The sequence below is a fragment of the Paraburkholderia sp. HP33-1 genome, from assembly GCF_021390595.1.
In the GTDB taxonomy this organism is placed as follows: Bacteria; Pseudomonadota; Gammaproteobacteria; order Burkholderiales; family Burkholderiaceae; genus Paraburkholderia.
Genome location: NZ_JAJEJR010000001.1, coordinates 1,867,829 through 1,889,473 on the forward strand (window position 1 = coordinate 1,867,829; position 21,645 = coordinate 1,889,473).

Sequence of the window (21,645 nt, forward strand, 5' to 3'; positions counted from 1 at the left end):
CGTAATCTCACGCCCGGCGACAGCGTTCATTCGATCGCAACGGCGCCGACGCGTTCATCGGCCGATGCGTGATCGAGCGGCTCGCGCCGCATCATCAGTACCACCCCGGCCGCCGCGATCACGGCAGGCACCGCCAGCAGGCTGAACACCGCGCCGAACTGCCAGCCGAGCCCCATCAACGCGGCACCGACGAGCGCGCCCGCCACGCCGCCGACGCGGCCGATCCCCAGCATCCACGCAACGCCCGTCGCGCGCGCCCGGGTCGGGTAGAAGCTCGCCGCGAGCGCCGACATCGACGTGACCGCGCTGGTCGCGACCGTGCCGGTCAGGAAGATCAGCGTGCCGAGCCAGACCTGATGGCCGACACCCTGCCCCACGAGCAATACCAGCGCGCCAACCAGTACATAGGTGAACGCGATCACGCGATGCCCGGCGAAGCGATCCATCACCCAGCCGACGCACAGATTGCCGAGGATGCCGCCGAGCGGAAACAGCGAGGTCATCAACGCGGCCTTCTCGCCCGAAAAACCGGTGTCCTTGAACAGCGTCGGCAGCCAGTTGGTCAGCAGGTAATAAATCAGCAGACCCATGAAATAGGCGAGCCACAGCATCAGCGTGCCAAAGCGGTAGCGCGCCGACAAGATGATCCCGAGCGCCCATTGCGCGCGGCTGTCGCCCGTATTGCGGCGCACGTCGACCGCGAAAAAGCGGCATCCGTCGAAACGCTCGGCGGGCGCGATGCGTTGCAGGATCCGCGCGATCCGTTGATCGGCCTGCTTGCGCACCGCGAGGAATTGCGCCGATTCAGGCAGCAGCAGCATCAACAGCGCGGTCAGCACGAGCGGACCGGCACCACCCGCGATCAGCACGCTCGGCCACCTGAAATGCGGAATCAGCCATGCGGAGGCCAGACCGCCGATCGCGAGGCCACCTGAAAAGCCGCAGAACATCGCATTGACCGCGACCGCGCGAATCCGGGCGGGCGCGTACTCGGACATCAGCGTAACCGCGTTGGGCATCGCCGCGCCAAGACCCAGGCCGGTGAAAAAGCGCAGCAAGGTCAGCGATTCGATCGAGCTCGCGCGCGCCGCCGCGAGACTCCACAGCCCGAAGAAGAACACCGACAGCACCAGCACCGTCTTGCGTCCGACCCGGTCTGCGCAGGGGCCTGCCGCGAGCGCGCCGATGCCGAGTCCGACCAGCGCCGCGCTCATCACCGGACCGAGCGCGCTGCGCGCGATGCCCCACTGCTGCACCAGCGACGGCGCGATGAAGCCGATCGCGGCGGTGTCGAAACCATCAGCCGCGACGACGAGGAAGCACAGCACGAGAATCGTCCATTGAAACGGCGAAAAGCGCCGCGCGTCGATAAAGGCCTGCACATCTACACTGCGCTCGGAGCGGGTCATGTGCGTGCTCCTTTCAGCTTGTTCATTGCAATGTCTCCTTGAAATGACGAGGTGTTTTCTTATTGGTTTGGCTCGCGCTATCTGAAATGGGGTTCTGGTCGCCTGCCGCGCCGTCTCCTCGCCGAACCCGCAGCTAGCGCAGCATCGCCAGCGTTCTGAAGTCGACGCGCCTGATAATGCGGCTCTCCTGCGCGACGATCAGGTGCGCGGACGCCTGCAGATAAGCGGGCCACTCCGGATCGGCATCGCGCGCCGTGCGGCGCTGATCGTAATCGCCGATGCTGTCGTAGCCCCACAGATGCACGACCTGGTTCAGCGCGCCGATATCGCTCATGTAAAAGCCGACGGGCGCGCCCAGATACTTGAGCTGAATCGGCATCGCGAGCCGGTCGAAGACGTCGATGAATTCCGCCATGCCACGCGGACGGATCGTGTAGATACGATGATCGACGAAAGGTTTGCCCTGGCTCATGTGCCGGTCCTCATTACGGTTTGGGATGCGCGGGTGTCCGCGTTGTTTGCGCTCGTTGCGTTCTTTGCGCTCTTCACGTTCACGCCCGCGAGACAACGCCCGGTGATATAGCCGAAGGTCATGATCGGCCCAAGCGTGATACCCGCGCCCGGATAGTTGCCGCCCATCACGCTCGCACGATCGTTGCCAACCGCGTACAAGCCCGCGATCGGCGCGCCTTTCATGTCGAGCACTTCGCCGGTGACATTCGTCGTGATGCCGTCGAAGGTGCCGAGATCGCCCATCTCGACCTTCAGCGCGTAATACGGACCGTCGCCGATCGGCGCGACGCACGGATTCGGCTCGTGCTCCGGGTCCCCCAGATAGCGGTTGAACGACGTCGTGCCGCGGCCGAACTCGCTGTCTTCGCCACGTACCGCGTCCGCGTTATAGCGCTTCACGGTCGCTTCGAGCGCCGCGCCGTCGAGACCTGCGTTGCGCGCAAGTTCCGCAAGCGTGCGGCCGCGGCTCAGATAGCCGTTGCGCAGCAACGGACCAAGCGGCACGGGCGCCGGCTTCGCATAACCGAGCCCGTATTTGCGGATCGTCGCGTGGTCGCAGATCAGCCACATCGCGGTTTCGCGCTCGTTGGCGCAGGCCTCGATCATCGCGGCACCCACGTCGTGATACGAATTCGATTCGTTGGTAAAGCGCTTGCCCGTGCGCGTCACGCCGATCACGCCAGGCTTGTAGCGATCGACCAGGTGCGGAAACACGCCGACGCTGCCGTCACGCATCGGCACGCGCGACACCGGCATCCATGCGGCGGGCTGCGGATAGCGGATCGCCACCTGCGCGCCGAGACGTTCGGCCATGCCGACGCCGTCTCCGGTATTGCCGGTCGGCACCGGCGACACGTGTTCGCCGCCGCGCCGCAGATGCGGATACGCGCGTTTGATCCGCGCGACGTCATGCGAGAAGCCGCCGCATGCGAGCACGACCCCGCGTCGCGCGGCGATGCGCATCTCGCCTTGCGGTCCCGCGACGAGCGCGCCGCTCACGCGGCCGTTCGTCACGGTCAGCTCGCGAGCGGCCGTACTCGTATGGATCGGAATGCCGAGATCGAGTGCGGACTTCGCGAGCCGCGCGGCGAGCGCGTTGCCGCTCGTGATCTGCACACCGCGCCGGTACAGCGCGAGATCCTTCAGATGGCTAGCGAGCCGCTTCGCGACATACAGGGCGGACTTGAGCGAGCGCGTCGCATTGAAGAAGTGCTTCAGGTCCGCGTTCGACGAGTTGAACATCATGCCGATGAACGTGATCGTCTTGAGCGGCGCACGCAACCGCGTGATGTCCTTGCCGAGCGCGCGCGCGTCGAACGGCGCGGCCACGACCGAGCGGCCAATGTCGACGCCGCCGCCGATGTCCGGGTGATAGTCGGGATACAGCGTCGGCACGAATTTGACGGTGGTCTCGCGCTCGAAGAAGTCGAGCATTTCCGGACCCGTATCGAGAAAGGCGTCGACGGCGGCGGCATCGAAGCACGCGCCCGTTTCGTTGCGCATGTAGGTCAGCGCCGCTTCGCGCGAATCGCTAACGCCGTTGCTCCTCGCGTGACGGTTGCCCGGAATCCACAGCACGCCACCAGAAAACGCTGTCGTGCCGCCGAAAAACGCTTCTTTCTCGATCACGACGACATCGAGGCCGTGCTTGCGCGCGGTGATCGCGGTCGACAGACCGCCCGCGCCTGAACCGATCACGAGCACGTCACACGTGAGTGTCGCGCTGAGTATTGCGTTGGTCATGATGGTCTCCTTACGTGCGGACCTGGCGGCCGGCTTGCGTGGTCTGGGTGGCTTGCGTGGCTTCGAAGCCGGGACGCGGCACGAGGTCCATCAGCATGCTTTCGAAGCCGCCGTCGACGACGACTTCCGCGCCGTTCACGTAGGCGGCACGCTCGCTTGCGAGAAACGCGACGACATCGGCGATATCGTTTGGCTCGCCGATCCGGCGACTCGCCGTCATCTCGCTGCGCCGGCGTTCGATATCGCCGTGCTCGTAGAACGCCGCGGACAGCGGCGTGCGGATCATGCCGGGGCACACGGTATTGCTGCGAATACCGCGCGCGCCCCACTCCGCCGCGATCTGCTTCGACAGCATCGTCACGCCGGCCTTGCCTGCGCTGTAGGCGCCGCTATAGGTCTGCGGATGATGCGCGGCCACCGACGCGACGTGCACGATCGCGCCAGCGCCGCGCTTCAACATGCCTTGACCGAATTGCTGCGAGCACAGCATGTAGCCGGTCAGATTCACGCGCAGCATTGCATTCCATGCATCGAGTCCAATCTCTTCGATGCCACCCGGTCGCAGCAGACCCGCGTTGTTCACGAGCACATCGGCGGCGCCCAGACGCGCTTCGATCTCCGCCACCGCACCGCGCACGCTATCGATGTCGCCGATATCGCAGGCGAGCGCCAGCGCTTCGACGCCGCTCGCGTTCAGCGCCTGTGCGACCTCCCGGCACTTTTGCTCATCGCGATCGAGCAGCGCCACGCGTGCACCGGCTTCGCCCAGCACCTTAACGATCGCGCTGCCGATGCCGCCCGCCGCGCCGCTCACCACGCAGACGCGGCCTTCGAGTCCGAGCCAGTGTCGCCCATTGCTGTGTTCGTAGCGTCGATCTTCCTGCTGATTCATTTGCTTAGTCCTCCAAATCTCCATATTGATGACCGCGGCGAAAACACGTTGGCTGGCCTCGCCGACCTGTTTATCCGGCCGCGTCTTTGATGGAAAAAAGTATAGCCATGCGCGTCGGATCGAAATTGGACAAAGGCAGCGCATCGCAGGACAATTCGAACATAGGAGACAAAACCGCATGAGGAATATCCCTAACTACGATCTGTACGGGGAGTCCGCGCGGCCGCCGTGGTACGACGCGTTCAATTTCGAATGGATCGCCGAGCGCAGCCGTCCGAACGACTGGCATATCGCCGCGCACCGTCACGATGCGCTGCTGCAGATTCTCTATATCCGCAGTGGCTCGGGCTACGTGCTGATCGAAAGCGAGAAGCTCACGATCGAAGCGCCATGCCTGATCCTGCTTCCGGCGCAAACGGTGCACGGTTTCGCGTTTTCGCCAGAGATCGATGGGCTCGTGATCACCGCCGCGCAGCGCGCCTTGGAGTCGATTTCGAACGCGGTGTCGCCGGGCCTCGTGCCGGTGCTGCAACGGCCCGCGCTGATACCTGTTCGGCCCGCCATCGGCGAGCGCACGTTGATGCCATTGTTTGGTTTGCTGGAAGAGGAATTTCGCGGCGGCGCGCGCGGCCATATCGCCGCGGGCATGTCGCTGATGATTGCACTTTTTGTACAAGTCGCGCGGCTCACCGATGCCGCGTCGAGCGCGGGCGCAACCATCAATGACCGGCGCGCGGCGCAGATCAAACGGCTACGCGAGCTGATCGCCGCGCACGTGCGCGAGCATCATCCAGTCGATTTTTATGCGGAGAAACTTGGTGTGACAGCGGCGCAGCTGGGCCGCATCTGCCGTGAGGAGCTCGGCCATTCGCCGCTGTCGCTCGTCAACGACCAGTTGATACGCGAGGCGCAGCGCGATCTGGTGTACTCGGGTTCGAGCATCAAACAGATCGCGCACGCGCTCGGTTTCGAAGATGCGGCCTATTTCAGCCGCTATTTCCGCAAGCAGACCGGCGTCACGCCCAAGGAGTTCCAGGCGGCCGCGCATCGGGACCTGTCGATCAACTAGCGGTCCCGATCAACGCGCGTGATTTACAGACTTTGCATCTGTGCGCCGGCGACGCCGACGTAGTTCTCTGCGAGCACCGTCGCGGCCGTGCGCGAGGTCGTCACGTACTCGAGCTCGGCGACCTGCAACTGCTGCTCGAACGCCGAAGCGCCATCGACGCGATGCAGCATGCTGGTCATCCAGTATGAGAAGTGCTCGGCGCGCCAGATGCGCTTGAGTGCGGTCTCGCTGTAACGGTCGAGCAGATCGTTGCGATTTTCCTTGTAGAACGCGTCCAGCGCCTTGCTCAGCACGTTCACGTCGGCGACCGCGAGGTTCATGCCCTTCGCGCCGGTCGGCGGCACGATATGCGCGGCGTCACCAGCGAGGAACAGGCGGCCGCACTGCATCGTCGTCGACACGAAGCTGCGCATGCCGACGATGTTCTTCTGGAAGATCTTGCCGTCGATGAGCTTGTGACCTTCTTCCGAATCGGCGCGTGCATGCAGTTCGGCCCAGATGCGATCGTCGGACCAGTTCTCGACCGAGTCTTTCGGATCGCACTGGAAATACATGCGCTGCACGTTCGGCGAGCGCGTGCTGATCAGCGCGAAGCCGCGTTCGTGGCGCGCGTAGATCAGTTCGTCCGACGACGGCGGCGCTTCGCACAGAATGCCGAACCAGCCAAACGGATAGACGCGCTCGAAATCCTTGCGCAGCGCCTGCGGAATCGCCTGACGCGACACGCCCTGCGAGCCGTCGCAGCCGATCACGAAGTCGCATTGCAGCTCGTGCTCCGCGCCTTCGTGGTGGTAGCGGATCGACGGCTTGTCGGTATCGATGCCGTGCACCGACGTATCCGACACGCCGAAGCGCAGTTCGGCGCCCGCGGCGACGCGCGCCGCGACGAGGTCCTTGATCACTTCGTGCTGGGCGTAGACCGTGATCGCGTGACCGGTGAGTGCCGTCAGATCGATGCGGCGACGCTTGCCTTCGAACGCGAGTTCGAAACCGTGATGCAGCGCGCCTTCGGCTTTCATGCGTTCGCCGAGACCGGTTTGCGTCAGCAGGTCCATCGTGCCCTGCTCGAGCACGCCGGCGCGAATCGTGGATTCGATCTGCTCGCGCGTGCGCGTTTCGAGCACGACCGAGTCGATACCGCGCAGATGAAGCAGATGGGAAAGAAGCAGGCCAGCGGGCCCGGCACCGATGATGCCGACTTGCGTGCGCATGTAAGTCTCCTGAATGCGGCGATGAAATTTGCGCACAGTGTGACGATTGCGGCATCTATCCCGCAACGCGATATGGCGGATAGGCCGTATCTCGATAAGCGATAGAAGGTGTGGGGCAGGTGCGCGCGCCGCGCGGTTGTGCCGGCCGAAAACGCAAGACTGGCGGGGCTTACCGGCGATTCGAACGGCGCGCTGCTGGTACTGCCGGCGCGGCGTGCTCCTTAGGTAAACCCCAATCTGCCAAGCCAGGTTCAACTAGCCAAGAAACAGCCCGTAGACAGGATTTTTCGTCTCTTCCCAGTACGGATAACCGAGTGTCGCGAGAAAACGGTCGAACGCATTGTGGTCGCTCTCGGGCACCTGAATCCCAACCAGAATCGAGCTGTAGTCCGCGCCCTGGTTGCGATAGTGGAACAGGCTGATGTTCCAGTTCGGCGCCATCGACGACAGGAACTTCATCAGCGCGCCCGGACGCTCCGGAAACTCGAAGCGAAACAGACGTTCATCACGCGCGAGCGGCGAGCGGCCCCCGACCATGTAGCGGATATGCTGCTTCGACAGTTCGTCGAAGGTCAGGTCGACGGTGGCGAAGCCGTGCGCTTCGAATGCGCCGGCGATCTGCGCCGATTCGCTGCGATTGCGGATCTGCACGCCGACGAAGATATGCGCCGAGTTCGCGTCGGCAATCCGGTAGTTGAATTCGGTGACGCTGCGCGTGCCGACCAGTTCGCAGAAGCGCTTGAAGCTGCCGCGCTCTTCGGGAATCGTCACCGCGAATACGGCCTCACGCGCTTCACCCACTTCGGCGCGTTCAGCGACGAAGCGCATGCGGTCGAAGTTCATGTTCGCGCCCGACGTGATCGCGATCAGCGTCTGATTCTCGATGCCTTCCCGCTCGGCGTACTGCTTGGCGCCGGCCACCGCGAGCGAGCCTGCCGGTTCGAGCACGCTGCGCGTGTCCTGGAACACGTCCTTGATCGCGGCGCACAGGGCGTCCGTATTCACGAGCAGCACTTCGTCGAGATATTCGCTGCACAGGCGGAAGGTTTCTTCGCCCACGAGTTTCACCGCGGTGCCGTCGGAGAACAGGCCCACTTCGTTCAGCGTCACGCGCTCGCCTGCCTTCAGCGATGCCGCCATCGCACACGAGTCATCGGTCTGCACGCCGATCACCTTGATCTCGGGGCGCACCGATTTCACGTACGCAGCCACACCGGCCGCGAGACCCCCGCCGCCGATCGGCACGAAGATCGCGTGAATCGGGCCCTGGTGCTGGCTGAGGATTTCCATCGCCACCGTGCCCTGGCCGGCGATCACGTAGGGATCATCAAACGGATGCACGAAGGTCAGGCCGCGTTCTTCCTGCAGCTTGACCGCGTGGCCATAGGCATCGCTATACGACTCACCGAACTGCACGACCTCGACGGTCGGGCCGCCGTGCGTGCGGATCGCATCGACCTTGAGCTGCGGCGTCGTCACCGGCACGACGATGATCGCCTTCACGCCCATGCGTGCCGCCGACAACGCCACACCCTGCGCATGATTGCCCGCCGACGCGGTGATCACGCCGCGTCCGAGCGCCTCGGCCGGAATATGCGCCATCTTGTTGTACGCGCCGCGCAGCTTGAACGAGAACACCGGCTGGTTGTCCTCGCGCTTCAGATAGACCGGATTGCGCAGCCGCGCCGACAGGTTCGGCGCGCGTTCGAGTTCGGTCTCGCGCGCCACGTCGTAGACGCGCGCGGTCAGGGTCTTTTTCAGGTAGTCGTGGGACGGCGCGATGCGCCCGGCCGCTGCGGCGGCCTGTTCGAGTTCGGTTAACAGCACGGCAAGCTCCTGGGTGGCAACATTCGATGCAGCAACGAGTCAACGGCGATCGATCTCGATCGCAGCCTGTTCGCCAGGAGGCAGGTAAAGAATGAACCTGAAAGCGGACATAAAAAAACCCGCCTCGTTTGGCGGGTTATGTGTCACTGCAAGTCGACGCGCGCTAACCCACCATTCGATGAATGATGCTAATAATCAGCGCAATACGGATGTCGAGGCAGTTCATGTCGGCGATCTTCGTCGAGTTGGCGGGCTTTGTCAATCCCTGCGGACCATCGTCAATATCTTGTCGACCACTGGCCCGCCGACATTAATCAGTCTTCCTAAAACATTTCGGCCGCAACGGCCCAACGAATAACGGGGCGCGCCGGCAAGCGCGCCCCGCTGATACGACCAACGCCGCGATCAATCGCGCACGCCGCTCTGCTTTTTGAACGCCACGAGAATGCGCTGCTCCAGCGCGTTGTAATCGCGGCCAAAGTGATGATCACCGGAGGTGCGGATCACTTCGACACCGGTCTTGTCGAGCGTCGGACACAGCGTGTCGGTTTCGCTCGCGCCATAGAAACATTGGACGATCGACGGCGGCACATGCGTCAACTCGGGCCGCACGTTCAGCGCCTTGTCGCTCGCGGGCATGCCGAGCCAGCCGCCGACCCGGATCTGGAAATCGGCGTCGGGCGCGAAGCCGAGCAGCGAAATCAGCGACACCTTATCGCGCTGCGCCTGCGGCAGACGGTTGTACGCGAAAGGCATCACGTCGGCGCCGAACGAATAGCCGATCAGCGCGACGTGCTGCGCGTGCCAGCGCGCACTATAGGTTTGCATCACGCGCGCGAGATCGCGGCTCGTTTGCGCGGGCGGCTTCTCGCTCCAGAAATAACGCAGGCTGTCCAGGCCGACCACCGACACGCCGTCTTTCTGCAACGCCAGCGCGATCGTCTTGTCGAGGTCGCGCCAGCCGCCATCGCCGGAAATCACGATCGCCATCATGCCGTTCGGATGCGCAACCGGCAATTCGATCAGCGGCAAGTCGGACACGTCGTCGTCGCTCGTCGATACCGACTGCAGATGCGGCGTCAGCAACCCGACCAGACGCGCGCGATCGGCATTGCCCGTGCCCGCCTTTTCGACGAAGCCAGGCACCTTGTCGCGAATCACGGTCGGATCAGGCGAACACGGCTCAAAGCGCGGGTCGAGTGTGGGCTCGGCATCCACCGACACCGCGCCCGCAACCGTATTGGACGGCGCCTGCTCGAGCACGTGCATCGCGAGCGTCGCGCCCTGCCCCGTACCCGCGACGATCGGCGCGAAATAGTTGCTCGACTGCGATTGCCGTTCGAGCTGATGGCTCAGCGCTTCGGCATCGCCCACCAGCTTATGGCAGGTTTCCTTCTGGGCAGCAAGGTTGGCTGCGTAGCGTGCGGTATCGACGCCGACGGTCAACGCGCCCGCTTTCGCGAGCGCATCGGCGCTCTGCTGATCGGCCGCACTCCAGCCGCTCGCCTGCGAATACAGCACGACGAAGCCGCGCAGCGGCCCCTCGGGTTGCGTGACGCGAACGTCGCCAAAGCGGCCGCCAGGCACGGTGGTGGTGGCCGCGTGCGCGAGCGCGCCGCAGCTCAGAACGCTCGCCGCGACGGCGAGCTGGAACAACGGATGCAATTTCATGAACGCCGGCCTCCAGCCAGCAGCGACAGGTCCGCGAGCGTGAAGAACACGCCCGAGCCGGATGCCGCGAGATAACGCGGCTCCCAGCGCGGCTGGAACTTGCTTTTGAAAGCACGCAGTCCGCGGAAGTTATAGAAGCGGCCACCGAAGCGCCACAGGATGCCGGCCAGCCGATGCCAGCGCGACGCGAGCGGCGTCGGTTGCACGCCCGAGAGCGGCGCAATGCCGAGACTGAGCGAGCGGAAGCCCGCCTGTTTCAGATGCAACGCGAGCTGAGTGAACAGATATTCCATCGCATACGACGACGCGCTTTCGACGTGACGCATCACGCCGATGGTCGCCTCGGTATTCATATCGGTCGTCATGAAGGTCACGAACGCGACCGGCTCGCCGTTCTGGCGCACCAGCATCACCGATTGCGCGGCGAGATATTCGTCATTGAAAGCCGCGACCGAGAAGCTTTTCTCGCGTGCATCATGGCTGTCGAGCCAGCCGTCGGAAATGCCGCGCAGCATTTCGAGCGACGCCGGCACATGCGCCTGATCGATCACTTCGACGCTAAAGCCGTCGCGCTCGCCGCGCTTTAGCGCATAGCGCAGATGCGCGCGGTGCGAGCCCTTCAGATCGAAATCGTCGAGCACGACGTGCGCTTCCTCGCCGAGCTTCATCAGCGTGAGGCCGGCGTCGAGATACAGCGGCAGCGCATTCGCGCGTACCTGGTAGAACGCGGCACGGCCGCCGTGCGCATGCGCGAGCGCGACGAACTTGCTGATGAGGCCAGCCCACTCTTCGCGCGGGCCCACCGGATCGTGCAGCGCGGCCCACGTGCGCCCGTATTTCGCGTACATCAGGAACGCCCCGCGCGACTCCGAAAACAGGAAGCTCTTGTCGCCCATCAGCGCGAGACCGGCATCGCTGCGCTCCTGCGCGCGCACGATGCGCGCGGCGTCGTGCAGATCTTCGGGCGCCGGCATGACGAAGCGGCCCGGTGCCGGACGCAGCAATTGCCAGAACGAGAACGTCGCGGCGAACAGGCTCGCGGCGAGCGTCGCCCGCAGCGCGCGCGGCGCGCGCTCGTCGAACGCGAATTGCCACCACAGGTCGCGCGTGTACGGCACGTCACGGAAAGCGAACAGCATGACCCAGGTCGCGAGCATCAGCACCATCGCGACCGATACCAGCCAGCCCGCGGTAAAGCGCTCGGCGAACAGCGACGAATGACGATTGAAGCGCTTGCGCGTAGTGAGCAGAAGGACGATCAGCATGCCGAGCACGCCGGCCTCGACGAACGCGAGACCTTTGGTCAGCGACAGCGCGAGGCTCAGCACCGCGAGCGCGAGCGTCATCCACCACGCCGCGTCGAGCCGCCGCAGCAGTCCGCGCGCGACGAACAGCAGCAGCACGCCGACCACGCTGCACAGCATCTGCGAGCTTTCGAGCACCCACAGCGGCACTAGGTCGCGCAGCATATGGATGCGCTGCCAGAACGCCGGCGTCGCACTCGAAATCACCAGCATGCCGCCGACCACGAACGTGACGAGGCTCAGAAACAGCGGCGCGAGCTCCGACACGCGCTCCGCCTGCAACAGCGACAGACGGTTCTTCAGCGCGCGCCCTTCGAAGCCCGCGAGCAGCGCCGCCGACACAACCAGCGGCACACCGAAATAGATCGCGCGATAAGCAAGCAGCGCGGCGACCATCTGATGCATCGGCACGCTGCCGCTCAGCGTGAACGCCATCGCCGCCTCGAACACGCCGACGCCGCCAGGCGTATGGCCGATCAGGCCGAGCAGCATCGCGGCTGCGTAGACGGTGATGAAGCCGGCGAAGCTCACGTTCGCATGCGGCAGCAACGCCCACAGCGCGAGGCCCGCGGCGATCACGTCGAGGACCGCCAGCGCGACCTGCGCGAGCAGATCGCGGCGCGCGGGGATATCGAACGACAGCCACTGCCAGCGCGTGCGAATCGGCCGGGTTTCGCGGCGGCACGCGGCGGCGGTCAGCGCCAGCGCGATAAGCAGCGTCACGCCGCTCCAGCGCAGCACGTCCGGCGACAGATGCAGCATCGGCGCAAGCTGGCCGGCCATGCCGACCATGCCGAGCGCGGTCATCAACACGAGCGCGAGCGCGAGCGACACGCTCGTGAACACCGTCATGCGGCCGATCTGCGCGGGCGTGATATTCGCGACGCCGTACACGCGCGCGCGCACCGCCCCGCCCGTCAGCGCGCCGAAACCGGTCGCATTGCCAAGCGCCGAACCGGCGGTCGCGCCGACCCACAGCGCCGCACGCGGCACTTTCGCGCCGAGATAGCGCAGACCGACCGCGTCGCGCCCCACGAGCGCGACGTAGCTGAGCGCGGTCGCGCCGAGCGCGCCGATCCACTCGCGCGCCGACAGACCGCGCAGCTCGCGGATCACCGACCGGTAATTGACCGCCTCCGACAGATGCTGCAGCACGACCAGCAACAGCCCGCAAATGACAAGCGCGAGCACAGGTGACAGAAGTCCCCGGTTGCCAAGCGCTTTCCATGCGCGGCCGAGCAGCGTGCCGAGGCGTTCGAACCTGTTTTGAAGTCGGTGAAACATGGTCAATGCGGGCCTTGCGAGGAGCGGTCGCGGCGACGGGTCGTCCCGCGCGGTATCGCCTGTGGCAGCGATTACAAAGAGATAACGGCAAAAGATGCAAAAGGTTGACAGCATTAGCTATTTTGCTGTCGATCCACTTGCTCGGCGCGCGTCAAAAGGGCGCGATTGTAATGCTTCCTCGCGCGAGGCGCGGCATCAAGATGCCGGTTGCGCGTGCCGTAATCAGGATCAGGAGCGCGACACCTGGAAGGAGAATGGCGACGGCGCGAACGCGCCAGTGACGACCGGCGTGCGGTCTGCTTAACAGGGCCACAAAGCACAATGCCCGCTACTCGAGCGGGCATTGACACGACAGCCGGAGCCTGCGCGGCCCCCGGGTAACGCTTCCCGCGCTTAGTTCGGGCGACGATGCGCTTCGGCGATCACCGCGCAGTTCTGCAGATGCAGGTTCAGCGCGTGCAGCGCCAGCGCGCGCAGCTTGCCGAAGAAGGTGTTGGCGGCGGGGGTGGAACGGACAACGTTCGATGCGGTGTTCATGGCGGGCTCCGTACTAGGGTTTATACCTACGTAATGACCCGATTATAGTCTCCTCGTGACGCACCGCAACAAAAATTAAAAGTTTTTCGCGTCACCGCGACATCGGAGTCGCGTCTCCGATACGAAAAATCGTAAGAAGGCGGCATCGGCCGCGCCAGTATTAACAATCCGCACCATACGGGTGCAATAATGACCCCTTTGCCTGCGACGCCTTGCCGCAGCCCGCCGTCATGTCTGTCGCCGAGACTCAGAAAGCACTGATTGCGCCCCTTATCGTCGCGTGCGCGATGTTCATGGAAAGCGTCGACGCCAACGTGATCGTCACCGCGCTGCCGGCCATGGCGCGCGATTTCGGGCGCGATCCGGTCACGCTGAAAATCGCGGTCACGAGCTATGTGCTCGGGCTCGGCGTGTTCATCCCCGTGTGCGGCTGGCTCGCCGACAAATTCGGCGCGCGCACGGTATTTCGCACGGCAATCGGCATCTTCGTGACCGGCTCGCTGCTGTGCGCCGCGTCGGACTCGCTTGCCACCTTTACGATTGCGCGATTCATTCAGGGCGTCGGCGGCGCGATGATGGTGCCGGTCGGGCGGATCATCATTTTTCGCGTGGTGGAGAAAGCCGACTTCATCCGCGCGATGAACTATCTGAGCGTGCCCGCGATGCTGGGCCCCGCCGCCGGTCCGCTGCTCGGCGGATTCATCACGACGTATCTGCACTGGCGGCTGATCTTCTTCATCAACGTGCCGATTGGCATTCTCGGTATCTACCTGACCAATCGCTATATCGCCAATACGCGCGAGCCCGACCCCGGCCCGCTCGACTGGATCGGCTTCCTGCTGTCGGCGGCGGGCGCGGTGCTGCTGCTGCTCGGCTTGTCACTGGTCGGTGGCGAACTGATTTCGAATCTGGATGCGCTCGGTATGTGCGGGGTCGGCGCGGTGCTGCTCGCGATCTACGTCGCTTACGCGCAGCGCGTCGCGTTGCCGCTGCTCGATCTGCGCTTTTTCAAGGTGCCGACCTTCCAGGCGAGCGTGCTCGGCGGCTCGCTGTTTCGCATCGGTCTTGGCGCGTTGCCGTTCCTGCTGCCGCTGCTGCTGCAGGAAGGTCACGGCATGAGCGCGTTCCAGTCGGGGCTGATCACCTGTGCGTCAGCGTTCGGCGGCATGTTCACGCGCGTGATCGCCTCCACCGTGCTGCGCCGGTTCGGCTTTCGCCAGGTGCTCGTGTTCAACGCCGCGCTATCGGGCATTTCGATCGCCGCGTGCGGGCTCTTCTTTCCGCACACGCCGACGTGGATCATCTGGGTCGTCGTGCTGCTCGGCGGCTTCTTCCCCGCGTTGCAGTTCACGAGCCTCAATTCGCTGACCTACGCGGAAATCGCGACCCGCGACGTCGGCCGCGCGACGAGCCTTGGCAGCGTCGTGCAGCAGATGTCGCTCGGGCTCGGTGTGACAGTCGGCGGTATCGTGCTGCAGATCTCGCGCGTGCTGCATGGGCACTCGGGCATCATGTGGTCGGACTTCTGGCCCGCGTTCCTCGTGGTCGGTCTGTGCTCGTTCGCGTCGATTCCGGTCACGCAGCGCTTGCCGCGCGGCGCGGGCCACGAGATTTCACGAGGTGGGCGCGGCTGAGCGGTATTCGGCCGCCCTGCACCGGCTCGAAACAGCGGCTAGGTCCGCCCGCTTGCGCTGAGACGCCCATCGGCCTTCGCGAGCAGCGCGTCGAGGACCGCCATCTCGACGGGCTTCACCAGGTGCGCATGAAATCCCGCCATGCGAGTGCGATCGAGATCGCTTACATGACTGAACCCCGTCATCGCCGCGTACATCGTGCGGGTCATCTCGGGCAGCGCGCGCATCGCCGCGAGCGTCGCATAGCCATCCATCTTCGGCATCGCAAGGTCGATCAGCGCGAGATGCGGCGTGAAGCGCGGCGCGATCTGCAGCGCCTGCTCGCCCTCATACGCGATGCGCACCTCGTGGCCCTTCAGTTCGAGCAGCATCGCGAGGCTGTCGGCCGAATCGTGATTGTCGTCGATGAGCAGAATCCGCAGCGGCTGTACGTCGGGAGTGGCCGTGATCGTGCCGCTCTCCGTGGTTTCGGACTGCGCGGCCGCGAGCGGCAGACTCAGCGTGAACCTACTGCCGAGCCCCGGGCCTTCGCTGCTCGCAACGATGCTGCCGCCATGCATTTCGACGAGCGACTTGCACAGCGCGAGACCGATCCCGAGGCCGCTCTCGCCGAAGTTTTGCCCCTCCTTCTCCTGCGCGAACAGCTCGAAGATCCTGTCGAGCGAGCGCACTGGAATGCCGCAGCCGGGGTCGCGCACTTCGAGCACCGCCATGCGAAAGTCGATCCGGCCCAGCACGTCGATCACACTGCCGCCCGGCGAAAACTTCGACGCATTGTGCAGCAGGTTTTGCAGCACCTGCACGAGCCGCGTCATGTCGCCGCGAATCACCACGGGGTCGTCGGGCACATGGGCGACCACGCGCTGCTCGCGCGCGTCGGTGAACGGCCGCGCCGCTTCGATCGCGCGCGCGACGAGCTCGGCAAGATCGACGCGCGCGATGCGCAGCTCGACCTTGTCGGACATGATGCGGCCGATATCGAGCAGATCGTCGACGAGCCGCGTCAGGTGCGTGACCTGGCGGTCGATCAGATCGCGCGCCCGCGCGAGCACCGGGCTCAGACCGGTTTCCATCTGCATCGTGCCGAGCGCGTTGCGCACCGGCGCGAGCGGATTGCGCAGCTCGTGCGCGAGCGTCGCGAGAAAATCGCGCATGCGCTCGCTCGAGCGTTCAAGCTCCTCGCGCCGACGCCGCTCGGTCAGATCGCGCGTGATCTTCGCGAAGCCGCGAAGCCGGCGCGCTTCGTCGTACACGGCGGTGATGATCACGTTGGCCCAGAAGGTCGAGCCGTCCTTGCGTACGCGCCAGCCCTCGTCTTCGACGGTGCCGATCTGCCGCGCGATGGCGAGCGCGCGCGCGGGCTTGCCGGCCGCCGCCTCCCCCGGCACGTAGAACAGCGAGAAATGCCGGCCGACGATTTCATCGTGCGTATAGCCGTTGATGCGTGCGGCGCCCGAGTTCCAGCTGACAACGCAGCCTTGCGGATCAAGCATGAAGATCGCGTAGTCCTTCACGCTGTCGACCAGCAATCGGAAGCGCTCCTCGCTTTGCCGCAACGCTTCGAGATAAGCGCGCTGCGCGGTCAGATCGCGCGTGATCTTCGCGAAGCCCGTGAGCGTGCCCGCTTCATTGCGGACCGCCGTGATCACGACGTTCGCCCAGAACGTCGTACCGTCCTTGCGCACGCGCCAGCCTTCGTCCTCGAAGCGGCCGGTCAGCGTCGCCTGTTCCAGTTCGTAGGTCGGCCAGCCGCGTGCGACGGCTTCCTCGGTATAGAACCGCGAGAAATGCTGGCCGACGATCTCGCTTTCCGTGTAGCCCTTGAGCTTCTGCGCGCCGGCGTTCCAGCTCACCACGTGTCCGGTCGCGTCGAGCAGAAAGATCGCGTAGTCCGAGATGGCCTGCACGAGCGACGAATAATCGATGCTGACGGGCGCTGAGCGCGCAGCCTCGGCCTGCACTCGGGCGGGCCCGCCGTCGTCGCGGGAAGAAGAAGCATCGAGCTGTGTCATGGCGGGGGCGCGCAATGGGGTTTTCGTTTTAAGCAAACGTCGCGCCTGACCGACGGCGGAGCCCGCTTGCGCCCGTTCGCAAGGCGCAAAGCTGATAACGGCGGGCTTCGTGATCGCTAGCGGGTCGTCACGGCAGACCTCGCCGCGTTGCGGTTCCGGTTTTCGCATTGCCGTTCGTTAGCAAAAATAGCAATGCCAATTGAAAAAGCTATTCACGGCTTTCGCCATGAACTTCGCGCCCCGGCTCGCCCTCGCCGCCGTGCTGAGCGGCCGCCGCGAGTCAACCCGCCGCGCCGATCTTTTCAGCGAGCTTCGCGTCGTAGCTCGAATGGACGTGCACGCGCTTCTTGTCGGGATAGGCGTACGCGTAGGCCTTGCGCAGCGCGAGCGACGCCTCGTGAAAGCCCGACAGGATCAGCTTCTGCTTGTTCGGATAGTTCGCGATATCACCGACCGCGAAGATGCCAGGCCGCGAGCTTTCGTAGTTCGAAGTATCGACATCGACACGTCCGCCGTGAATCGTCAGTCCCCACTGCGCGATCGGGCCGAGATCGGCGACGAGTCCATACAGCGCGATCAGATGCTCGGCTTCGAGTTCCAGCTCGCCGTCGATCTGCCGCAGCGTCAGCGAGCGCAGCACACCGTCTTCCACATTGAGCGCCGTGATCCCACCGACGACGAAGTCCATCTCGCCCGCGTCGACCGCGCGCCGCACCCGCTCGACGCTCGAATCGGCCGCGCTGAAGCCGGCACGCCGATGCACGAGCGTCACGCGCCCCGCGACCTTGCGAAGCGCCAGCGCCCAGTCGAGCGCCGAATCGCCACCGCCCGCGACGACCACGTTCCTGTCGGCGAAATCGGCAAGACGCGGCACGCTGTAGTGCACGTGGCGCTTTTCGAGCGGCTCGGCTTCGGCGAGCGTGAGCTTTTGCGGTACGAACGCGCCATTGCCGCCGGCGAGCAGGATCGCCGCGACGTCGAACACGAGGCCGCGCTGGGTGCGCACGGTCCAGCGTCCGTCGTCGCGCTGCTCGACCGTTTCGACGCGCTGTTCCAGATGGATCGGCACGTCGAACGGCTTGCACTGGGCGAGCAGCCGCTCGACCAGTTCGCGCGCGGTGCACGACGTAATCGCGGGAATGTCGTAGATCGGTTTGTCGGGATACAGCTCGATGCACTGGCCGCCCACGCGTGCGAGCACGTCGACGATCTGACAGGTGAGGCCGATCACACCGGCCTCGAATGCCGCGAACAGACCCACGGGACCGGCGCCGACGATCAGGACATCGGTGCGGATCGGCGGCGTGTGCGGTGCAGGTGCGTCGGCGGCAAGGGTCATGGGTCGGGTCTCCGGATCACGGTAAGCGGCGCAACGGCAGGATCGATAGCCCACCATACCGAATCGGCCCGTACGCGGCAACGATGCCATTGTCGACGGTAAGGATGCTCGGCACGCACGCTCTGCGCCACGAAAGTGGCTACCTGCAAATATCTGGAAGCGGCCATTTTTCCAGTCCATGTGGCGGACTAAGCTGACAGCTATCCGATGCACCGCATCGCCCCACCCGTCCCGGAGCCCATCATGGAACAACGTCTCGACTTCTACAAAGCCAACCCCGCCGCGATCAAATCGCTGCTCGGCGTCGAAGAGCGCATCGGCAAGTCGGCGCTCGAAAAATCGCTGACCGAACTCGTGCGGCTGCGGGCGTCGCAGATCAATGGCTGCGCGTACTGCGTCGATATGCACGCGAGCGACGCGCGCAAAGGCGGCGAAACCGAGCGGCGTCTCGCGACCGTCGTCGCGTGGCGCGAAACGCCGTTTTTTACGGACCGCGAGCGCGCGGCGCTAGAGTGGACCGAAGCGCTGACGCTCGTGTCGCACGATCACGTGCCCGACGCGGTATGGCACTCGGTGCGGCCTCATTTCAGCGACGAAGAGCTGGTCGATCTGACGCTGCTCGTCTCGGCGATCAATGCATGGAACCGCTTTGCGATCTCGTTCCGCAAGATGCCGGCCTGAGCGGCGGCATGACCGGCGGGCATGAGGCGGGGCGCCAGACCCAACGACGCACGGCATCGCCTCACTCGCCAATCCACGACCCGCGCAGATCGCTGTCATGCAGCAACTGCAACAGCGTGCCCGCGGGGCGGCTCAAGCGCTTCGCCGCAAGCGCGATGAATTCCACCGACGGCAACGTCGGCAGTGCGGCCGCATTCAGCGGCGGCGCGAGCCCGCGCGCGGCCAGATACTGCGGACGCACGGTAATGCCGAGTCCGCCCCGCGCGGCCGCGATACAGCCTGAATGACTGCTGCTCGTGCAGACGATCTGCCAGCTTGCACCGGCTTCGGCGAGCGCATCGAGCACGACCGCGCGCGTCACGCTCGGCTCGGCGACCAGAATCAGCGGCAGCGGCTGGCTCAGATCGACGAGCGTGCCGGTCCGCGCGAGCCATTCGAGGCGCCCTGTGAAGAGCGGCACGCCGCGCCGGTCGCCCAACCGGCGCTTGCCGACCAGCAGATCGATCGCGCCCGCGTCGAGCAGCTCGTAGAGCCTGCCCGTCATGCCGATCGTGATTTCGAGTTCGACGTCGGGATGCGCGTTGCGAAACGCGGCGAGCACAGTGGGCAGCGGGCCGAGCGCGATGTCGTCCGACGAACCGAGCCGCACGCGTCCCTTCAGGCGCGGCGCGCGAAACTGCGATTCCGCACGCGACAGCGCCTGCAGGATCACGCTCGCATGCGCGAGCATCGCTTCGCCGTCGGGCGTCATCGCGAGTGAATGGGTGTCGCGCACGAACAGGCGCCGGCCCACGCTCTGTTCGAGACGCCGGATATGTTCGCTGACGCTCGACTGCGTCAGATCGAGCCGCCGCCCCGCTTCCGTGAAGCTGTGGCAGGCCGCGACGGTCGAGAAGGTCTTGAGCCAGATTGGATTGAGCATACGTGATTGTCGCGCTGCTTATCGGCAATGTCGATAACAGTCAGCGATCCCAGTGGGGTTCCCGATTGATGCGGATCTCAATAACATGACGGAATTCCGCTTGTCCCGCTCGGGTGGCGCTTTGCCGCCGCCGCGCCCGCCGTTGAAAACATGACCAAGGATTCCTCCCACACGGCCCTGCTGTGGATCGTCGCCGCTGGCTTCTTCATGCAGTCGCTCGACACGACGATCGTCAACACCGCGCTGCCGTCGATCGCGAACAGCCTGCACGTCGCGCCGCTCGCGATGCAACCGGTGGTCGTTGCCTACACCCTGACGATGGCGATGCTCACGCCCGCCTCCGGCTGGCTCGCCGACCGCTTCGGCACCCGCCGCGTCTATTTCGCCGCCATTCTCGTGTTCGTGCTCGGCTCGATCTGCTGCTCGAGCGCGCACACGCTCGGCCAGCTCGTGCTGGCGCGCGTGCTGCAAGGCCTCGGCGGTTCGATGCTGCTGCCGATCGGACGGCTCGCGGTGCTGCGCAGCGTGTCGGGCGAGCAGTACGTGTCGGCGCTCGCGTTCATTTCGATCGCGGGCCAGCTCGGGCCGATCGCAGGTCCGACGCTCGGCGGCTGGTTCGTGCAGGCGATCACGTGGCACTGGATCTTCCTGATCAACGTGCCGATCGGTGCGGTCGGTCTGTATGCGGTGCACCGCTTCTTGCCGTCACATGACGAAGCGCAGGCGCCACCGTTCGATGTCATCGGTTGCGCGCTGCTGTCGCTGTGCATGATCGCGTTCTCGCTCGCGATCGACGCACCTGTCCCCTCGCATCGCGCGGCGTGGTCGGCGGGGCTGTTCGCGCTGGCCGTCGCGAGCGCGCTCGCCTACGTTCCGTACGCGAAACACCGCCGCGATCCGCTGTTCAAGCTGTCGCTGTTCAGCGAGCCGAACTTCAGCGTCGGCCTGATCGGCAACCTCGTGTGCCGGATCGGTTCGAGCGCGGTGCCGTTTCTCGTGCCGCTGCTGCTGCAATTGCAGCTCGGCTATTCGCCGCTGCACTCCGGTCTGATGATGCTGCCCGCGGCGCTCGCCGGCACGCTCGCGAAACGCTGGATCGCACCGCTCGTGCGCCGCTACGGTTACGACACGTTCCTGCTCGTCAACACGATCATCGTTGGTTCGGCGATCGTCGCGTTCTCGCTGATTTCGCGCGGCACGCCGCTCGTGATCGAAATCGCGATCCTCGCGGTGTTCGGCGCGGCCAACTCGATGCAGTTCGCGGCCATGAACAGCGTCACGCTGAAAGACCTGTCGCACGAAGACGCGGGCAGCGGCAACAGCCTGTTCTCGATGGTGCAGATGCTGGCGATCGGGCTCGGCGTGTCGATCGGCGGCGGGCTCGTGAATCTGTTCGCGGCGCAATGGGGCTCGGCGGAACTCGGCTTCCGGTTCGCGTTCGTGTGTGTCGGCGCGATCACGCTCGTGTCCGCGTGGATTTTCCGCCACCTCGACGACCCGTCGGGCACGCGCGTGATTCGCGCTCGGGCATCAGGTTCGCGCGTCAGCACATGAGTCAGTTGCGGCACTAAAACCCCGTCCCAAAGCGGCCTGGATA

General features: G+C 65.0%; 17 protein-coding genes. 5 read left to right on the forward strand and 12 right to left on the reverse strand.

Annotation, left to right across the window (positions count from 1 at the left end):
- Window positions 1–26: 26 nt before the first annotated feature.
- The 4 genes from L0U81_RS08500 to L0U81_RS08515 all read right to left on the reverse strand — a co-directional run bounded on the left by L0U81_RS08500 (window position 27) and on the right by L0U81_RS08515 (window position 4,557).
- On the reverse strand, window positions 27–1,409 hold the full coding sequence (locus L0U81_RS08500) for an MFS transporter (protein ID WP_233801695.1): 1,383 nt from the start codon (window positions 1,407–1,409) through the stop codon (window positions 27–29).
- Window positions 1,410–1,542: 133 nt separating this feature from the next.
- Window positions 1,543–1,881 (reverse strand): NIPSNAP family protein, encoded by a 339-nt coding sequence (locus tag L0U81_RS08505; protein WP_233801697.1) that lies wholly within the window; start codon window positions 1,879–1,881, stop codon window positions 1,543–1,545.
- Complete coding sequence (locus L0U81_RS08510) at window positions 1,878–3,665, reverse strand: FAD-dependent oxidoreductase (RefSeq protein ID WP_233801699.1); 1,788 nt, start codon at window positions 3,663–3,665, stop codon at window positions 1,878–1,880. The genes L0U81_RS08505 and L0U81_RS08510 overlap by 4 nt, the downstream gene beginning before the upstream one ends.
- Window positions 3,666–3,675: 10 nt before the next feature.
- Window positions 3,676–4,557: an SDR family NAD(P)-dependent oxidoreductase gene (locus L0U81_RS08515; RefSeq protein ID WP_233801701.1), complete on the reverse strand. Its 882-nt coding sequence runs from the start codon at window positions 4,555–4,557 to the stop codon at window positions 3,676–3,678.
- 178 nt (window positions 4,558–4,735) lie between these two features.
- Between L0U81_RS08515 and L0U81_RS08520 the strand changes: the two genes are divergently transcribed.
- Complete coding sequence (locus tag L0U81_RS08520) at window positions 4,736–5,626, forward strand: helix-turn-helix domain-containing protein (RefSeq protein ID WP_233801703.1); 891 nt, start codon at window positions 4,736–4,738, stop codon at window positions 5,624–5,626.
- Window positions 5,627–5,649: 23 nt separating this feature from the next.
- Here the strand turns inward: L0U81_RS08520 and L0U81_RS08525 are convergent, their stop codons facing one another.
- Window positions 5,650–6,837, reverse strand: a complete 1,188-nt coding sequence (locus tag L0U81_RS08525) for a 4-hydroxybenzoate 3-monooxygenase (protein ID WP_233801705.1) — start codon at window positions 6,835–6,837, stop codon at window positions 5,650–5,652.
- Window positions 6,838–7,092: 255 nt separating this feature from the next.
- Window positions 7,093–8,664 carry a threonine ammonia-lyase, biosynthetic gene (gene ilvA, locus L0U81_RS08530; RefSeq protein WP_233801707.1) on the reverse strand — a complete coding sequence of 524 codons (1,572 nt, stop codon included), beginning with the start codon at window positions 8,662–8,664 and terminating at the stop codon, window positions 7,093–7,095.
- 91 nt (window positions 8,665–8,755) lie between these two features.
- Here ilvA and L0U81_RS08535 point away from each other — a divergent pair, with 91 nt between their 5' ends.
- Window positions 8,756–9,022 carry a hypothetical protein gene (locus tag L0U81_RS08535; protein ID WP_233801709.1) on the forward strand — a complete coding sequence of 89 codons (267 nt, stop codon included), beginning with the start codon at window positions 8,756–8,758 and terminating at the stop codon, window positions 9,020–9,022.
- Between the two features lie 47 nt (window positions 9,023–9,069).
- Here L0U81_RS08535 and L0U81_RS08540 read toward each other — a convergent pair whose 3' ends face one another.
- From L0U81_RS08540 to L0U81_RS08550, 3 genes are all read right to left on the reverse strand, one after another.
- Entirely contained in the window at window positions 9,070–10,335 is a 1,266-nt protein-coding gene (locus L0U81_RS08540) for a virulence factor family protein (RefSeq protein ID WP_233801711.1), read from the reverse strand.
- Window positions 10,332–12,923, reverse strand: a complete 2,592-nt coding sequence (mprF, locus tag L0U81_RS08545) for a bifunctional lysylphosphatidylglycerol flippase/synthetase MprF (RefSeq protein WP_233801713.1) — start codon at window positions 12,921–12,923, stop codon at window positions 10,332–10,334. Before mprF ends, L0U81_RS08540 begins: the two co-directional genes overlap by 4 nt.
- Before the next feature lie 393 nt (window positions 12,924–13,316).
- Window positions 13,317–13,460, reverse strand: coding sequence for a hypothetical protein (locus tag L0U81_RS08550; RefSeq protein ID WP_233801715.1), 144 nt, complete (start codon window positions 13,458–13,460; stop codon window positions 13,317–13,319).
- Between the two features lie 230 nt (window positions 13,461–13,690).
- On the opposite strand from L0U81_RS08550, the gene L0U81_RS08555 reads away from it, so the two are divergent.
- Complete coding sequence (locus L0U81_RS08555; protein ID WP_233801717.1) at window positions 13,691–15,094, forward strand: MFS transporter; 1,404 nt, start codon at window positions 13,691–13,693, stop codon at window positions 15,092–15,094.
- Between the two features lie 38 nt (window positions 15,095–15,132).
- Here L0U81_RS08555 and L0U81_RS08560 read toward each other — a convergent pair whose 3' ends face one another.
- Window positions 15,133–17,106, reverse strand: a complete 1,974-nt coding sequence (locus L0U81_RS08560) for a PAS domain-containing hybrid sensor histidine kinase/response regulator (protein ID WP_233801719.1) — start codon at window positions 17,104–17,106, stop codon at window positions 15,133–15,135.
- A 280-nt stretch (window positions 17,107–17,386) separates the two neighbouring features.
- Window positions 17,387–18,445 carry an NAD(P)/FAD-dependent oxidoreductase gene (locus L0U81_RS08565; RefSeq protein WP_233801721.1) on the reverse strand — a complete coding sequence of 353 codons (1,059 nt, stop codon included), beginning with the start codon at window positions 18,443–18,445 and terminating at the stop codon, window positions 17,387–17,389.
- A gap of 243 nt (window positions 18,446–18,688) precedes the next feature.
- Between L0U81_RS08565 and L0U81_RS08570 the strand changes: the two genes are divergently transcribed.
- Window positions 18,689–19,126 (forward strand): carboxymuconolactone decarboxylase family protein, encoded by a 438-nt coding sequence (locus L0U81_RS08570; protein ID WP_233801722.1) that lies wholly within the window; start codon window positions 18,689–18,691, stop codon window positions 19,124–19,126.
- A 61-nt stretch (window positions 19,127–19,187) separates the two neighbouring features.
- On the opposite strand, the gene L0U81_RS08575 is transcribed toward L0U81_RS08570, so the two are convergent.
- Window positions 19,188–20,048: a LysR family transcriptional regulator gene (locus tag L0U81_RS08575; RefSeq protein WP_233801724.1), complete on the reverse strand. Its 861-nt coding sequence runs from the start codon at window positions 20,046–20,048 to the stop codon at window positions 19,188–19,190.
- Window positions 20,049–20,198: 150 nt separating this feature from the next.
- On the opposite strand from L0U81_RS08575, the gene mdtD reads away from it, so the two are divergent.
- Entirely contained in the window at window positions 20,199–21,602 is a 1,404-nt protein-coding gene (mdtD, locus tag L0U81_RS08580) for a multidrug transporter subunit MdtD (RefSeq protein ID WP_233801726.1), read from the forward strand.
- Window positions 21,603–21,645 lie beyond the last annotated feature (43 nt).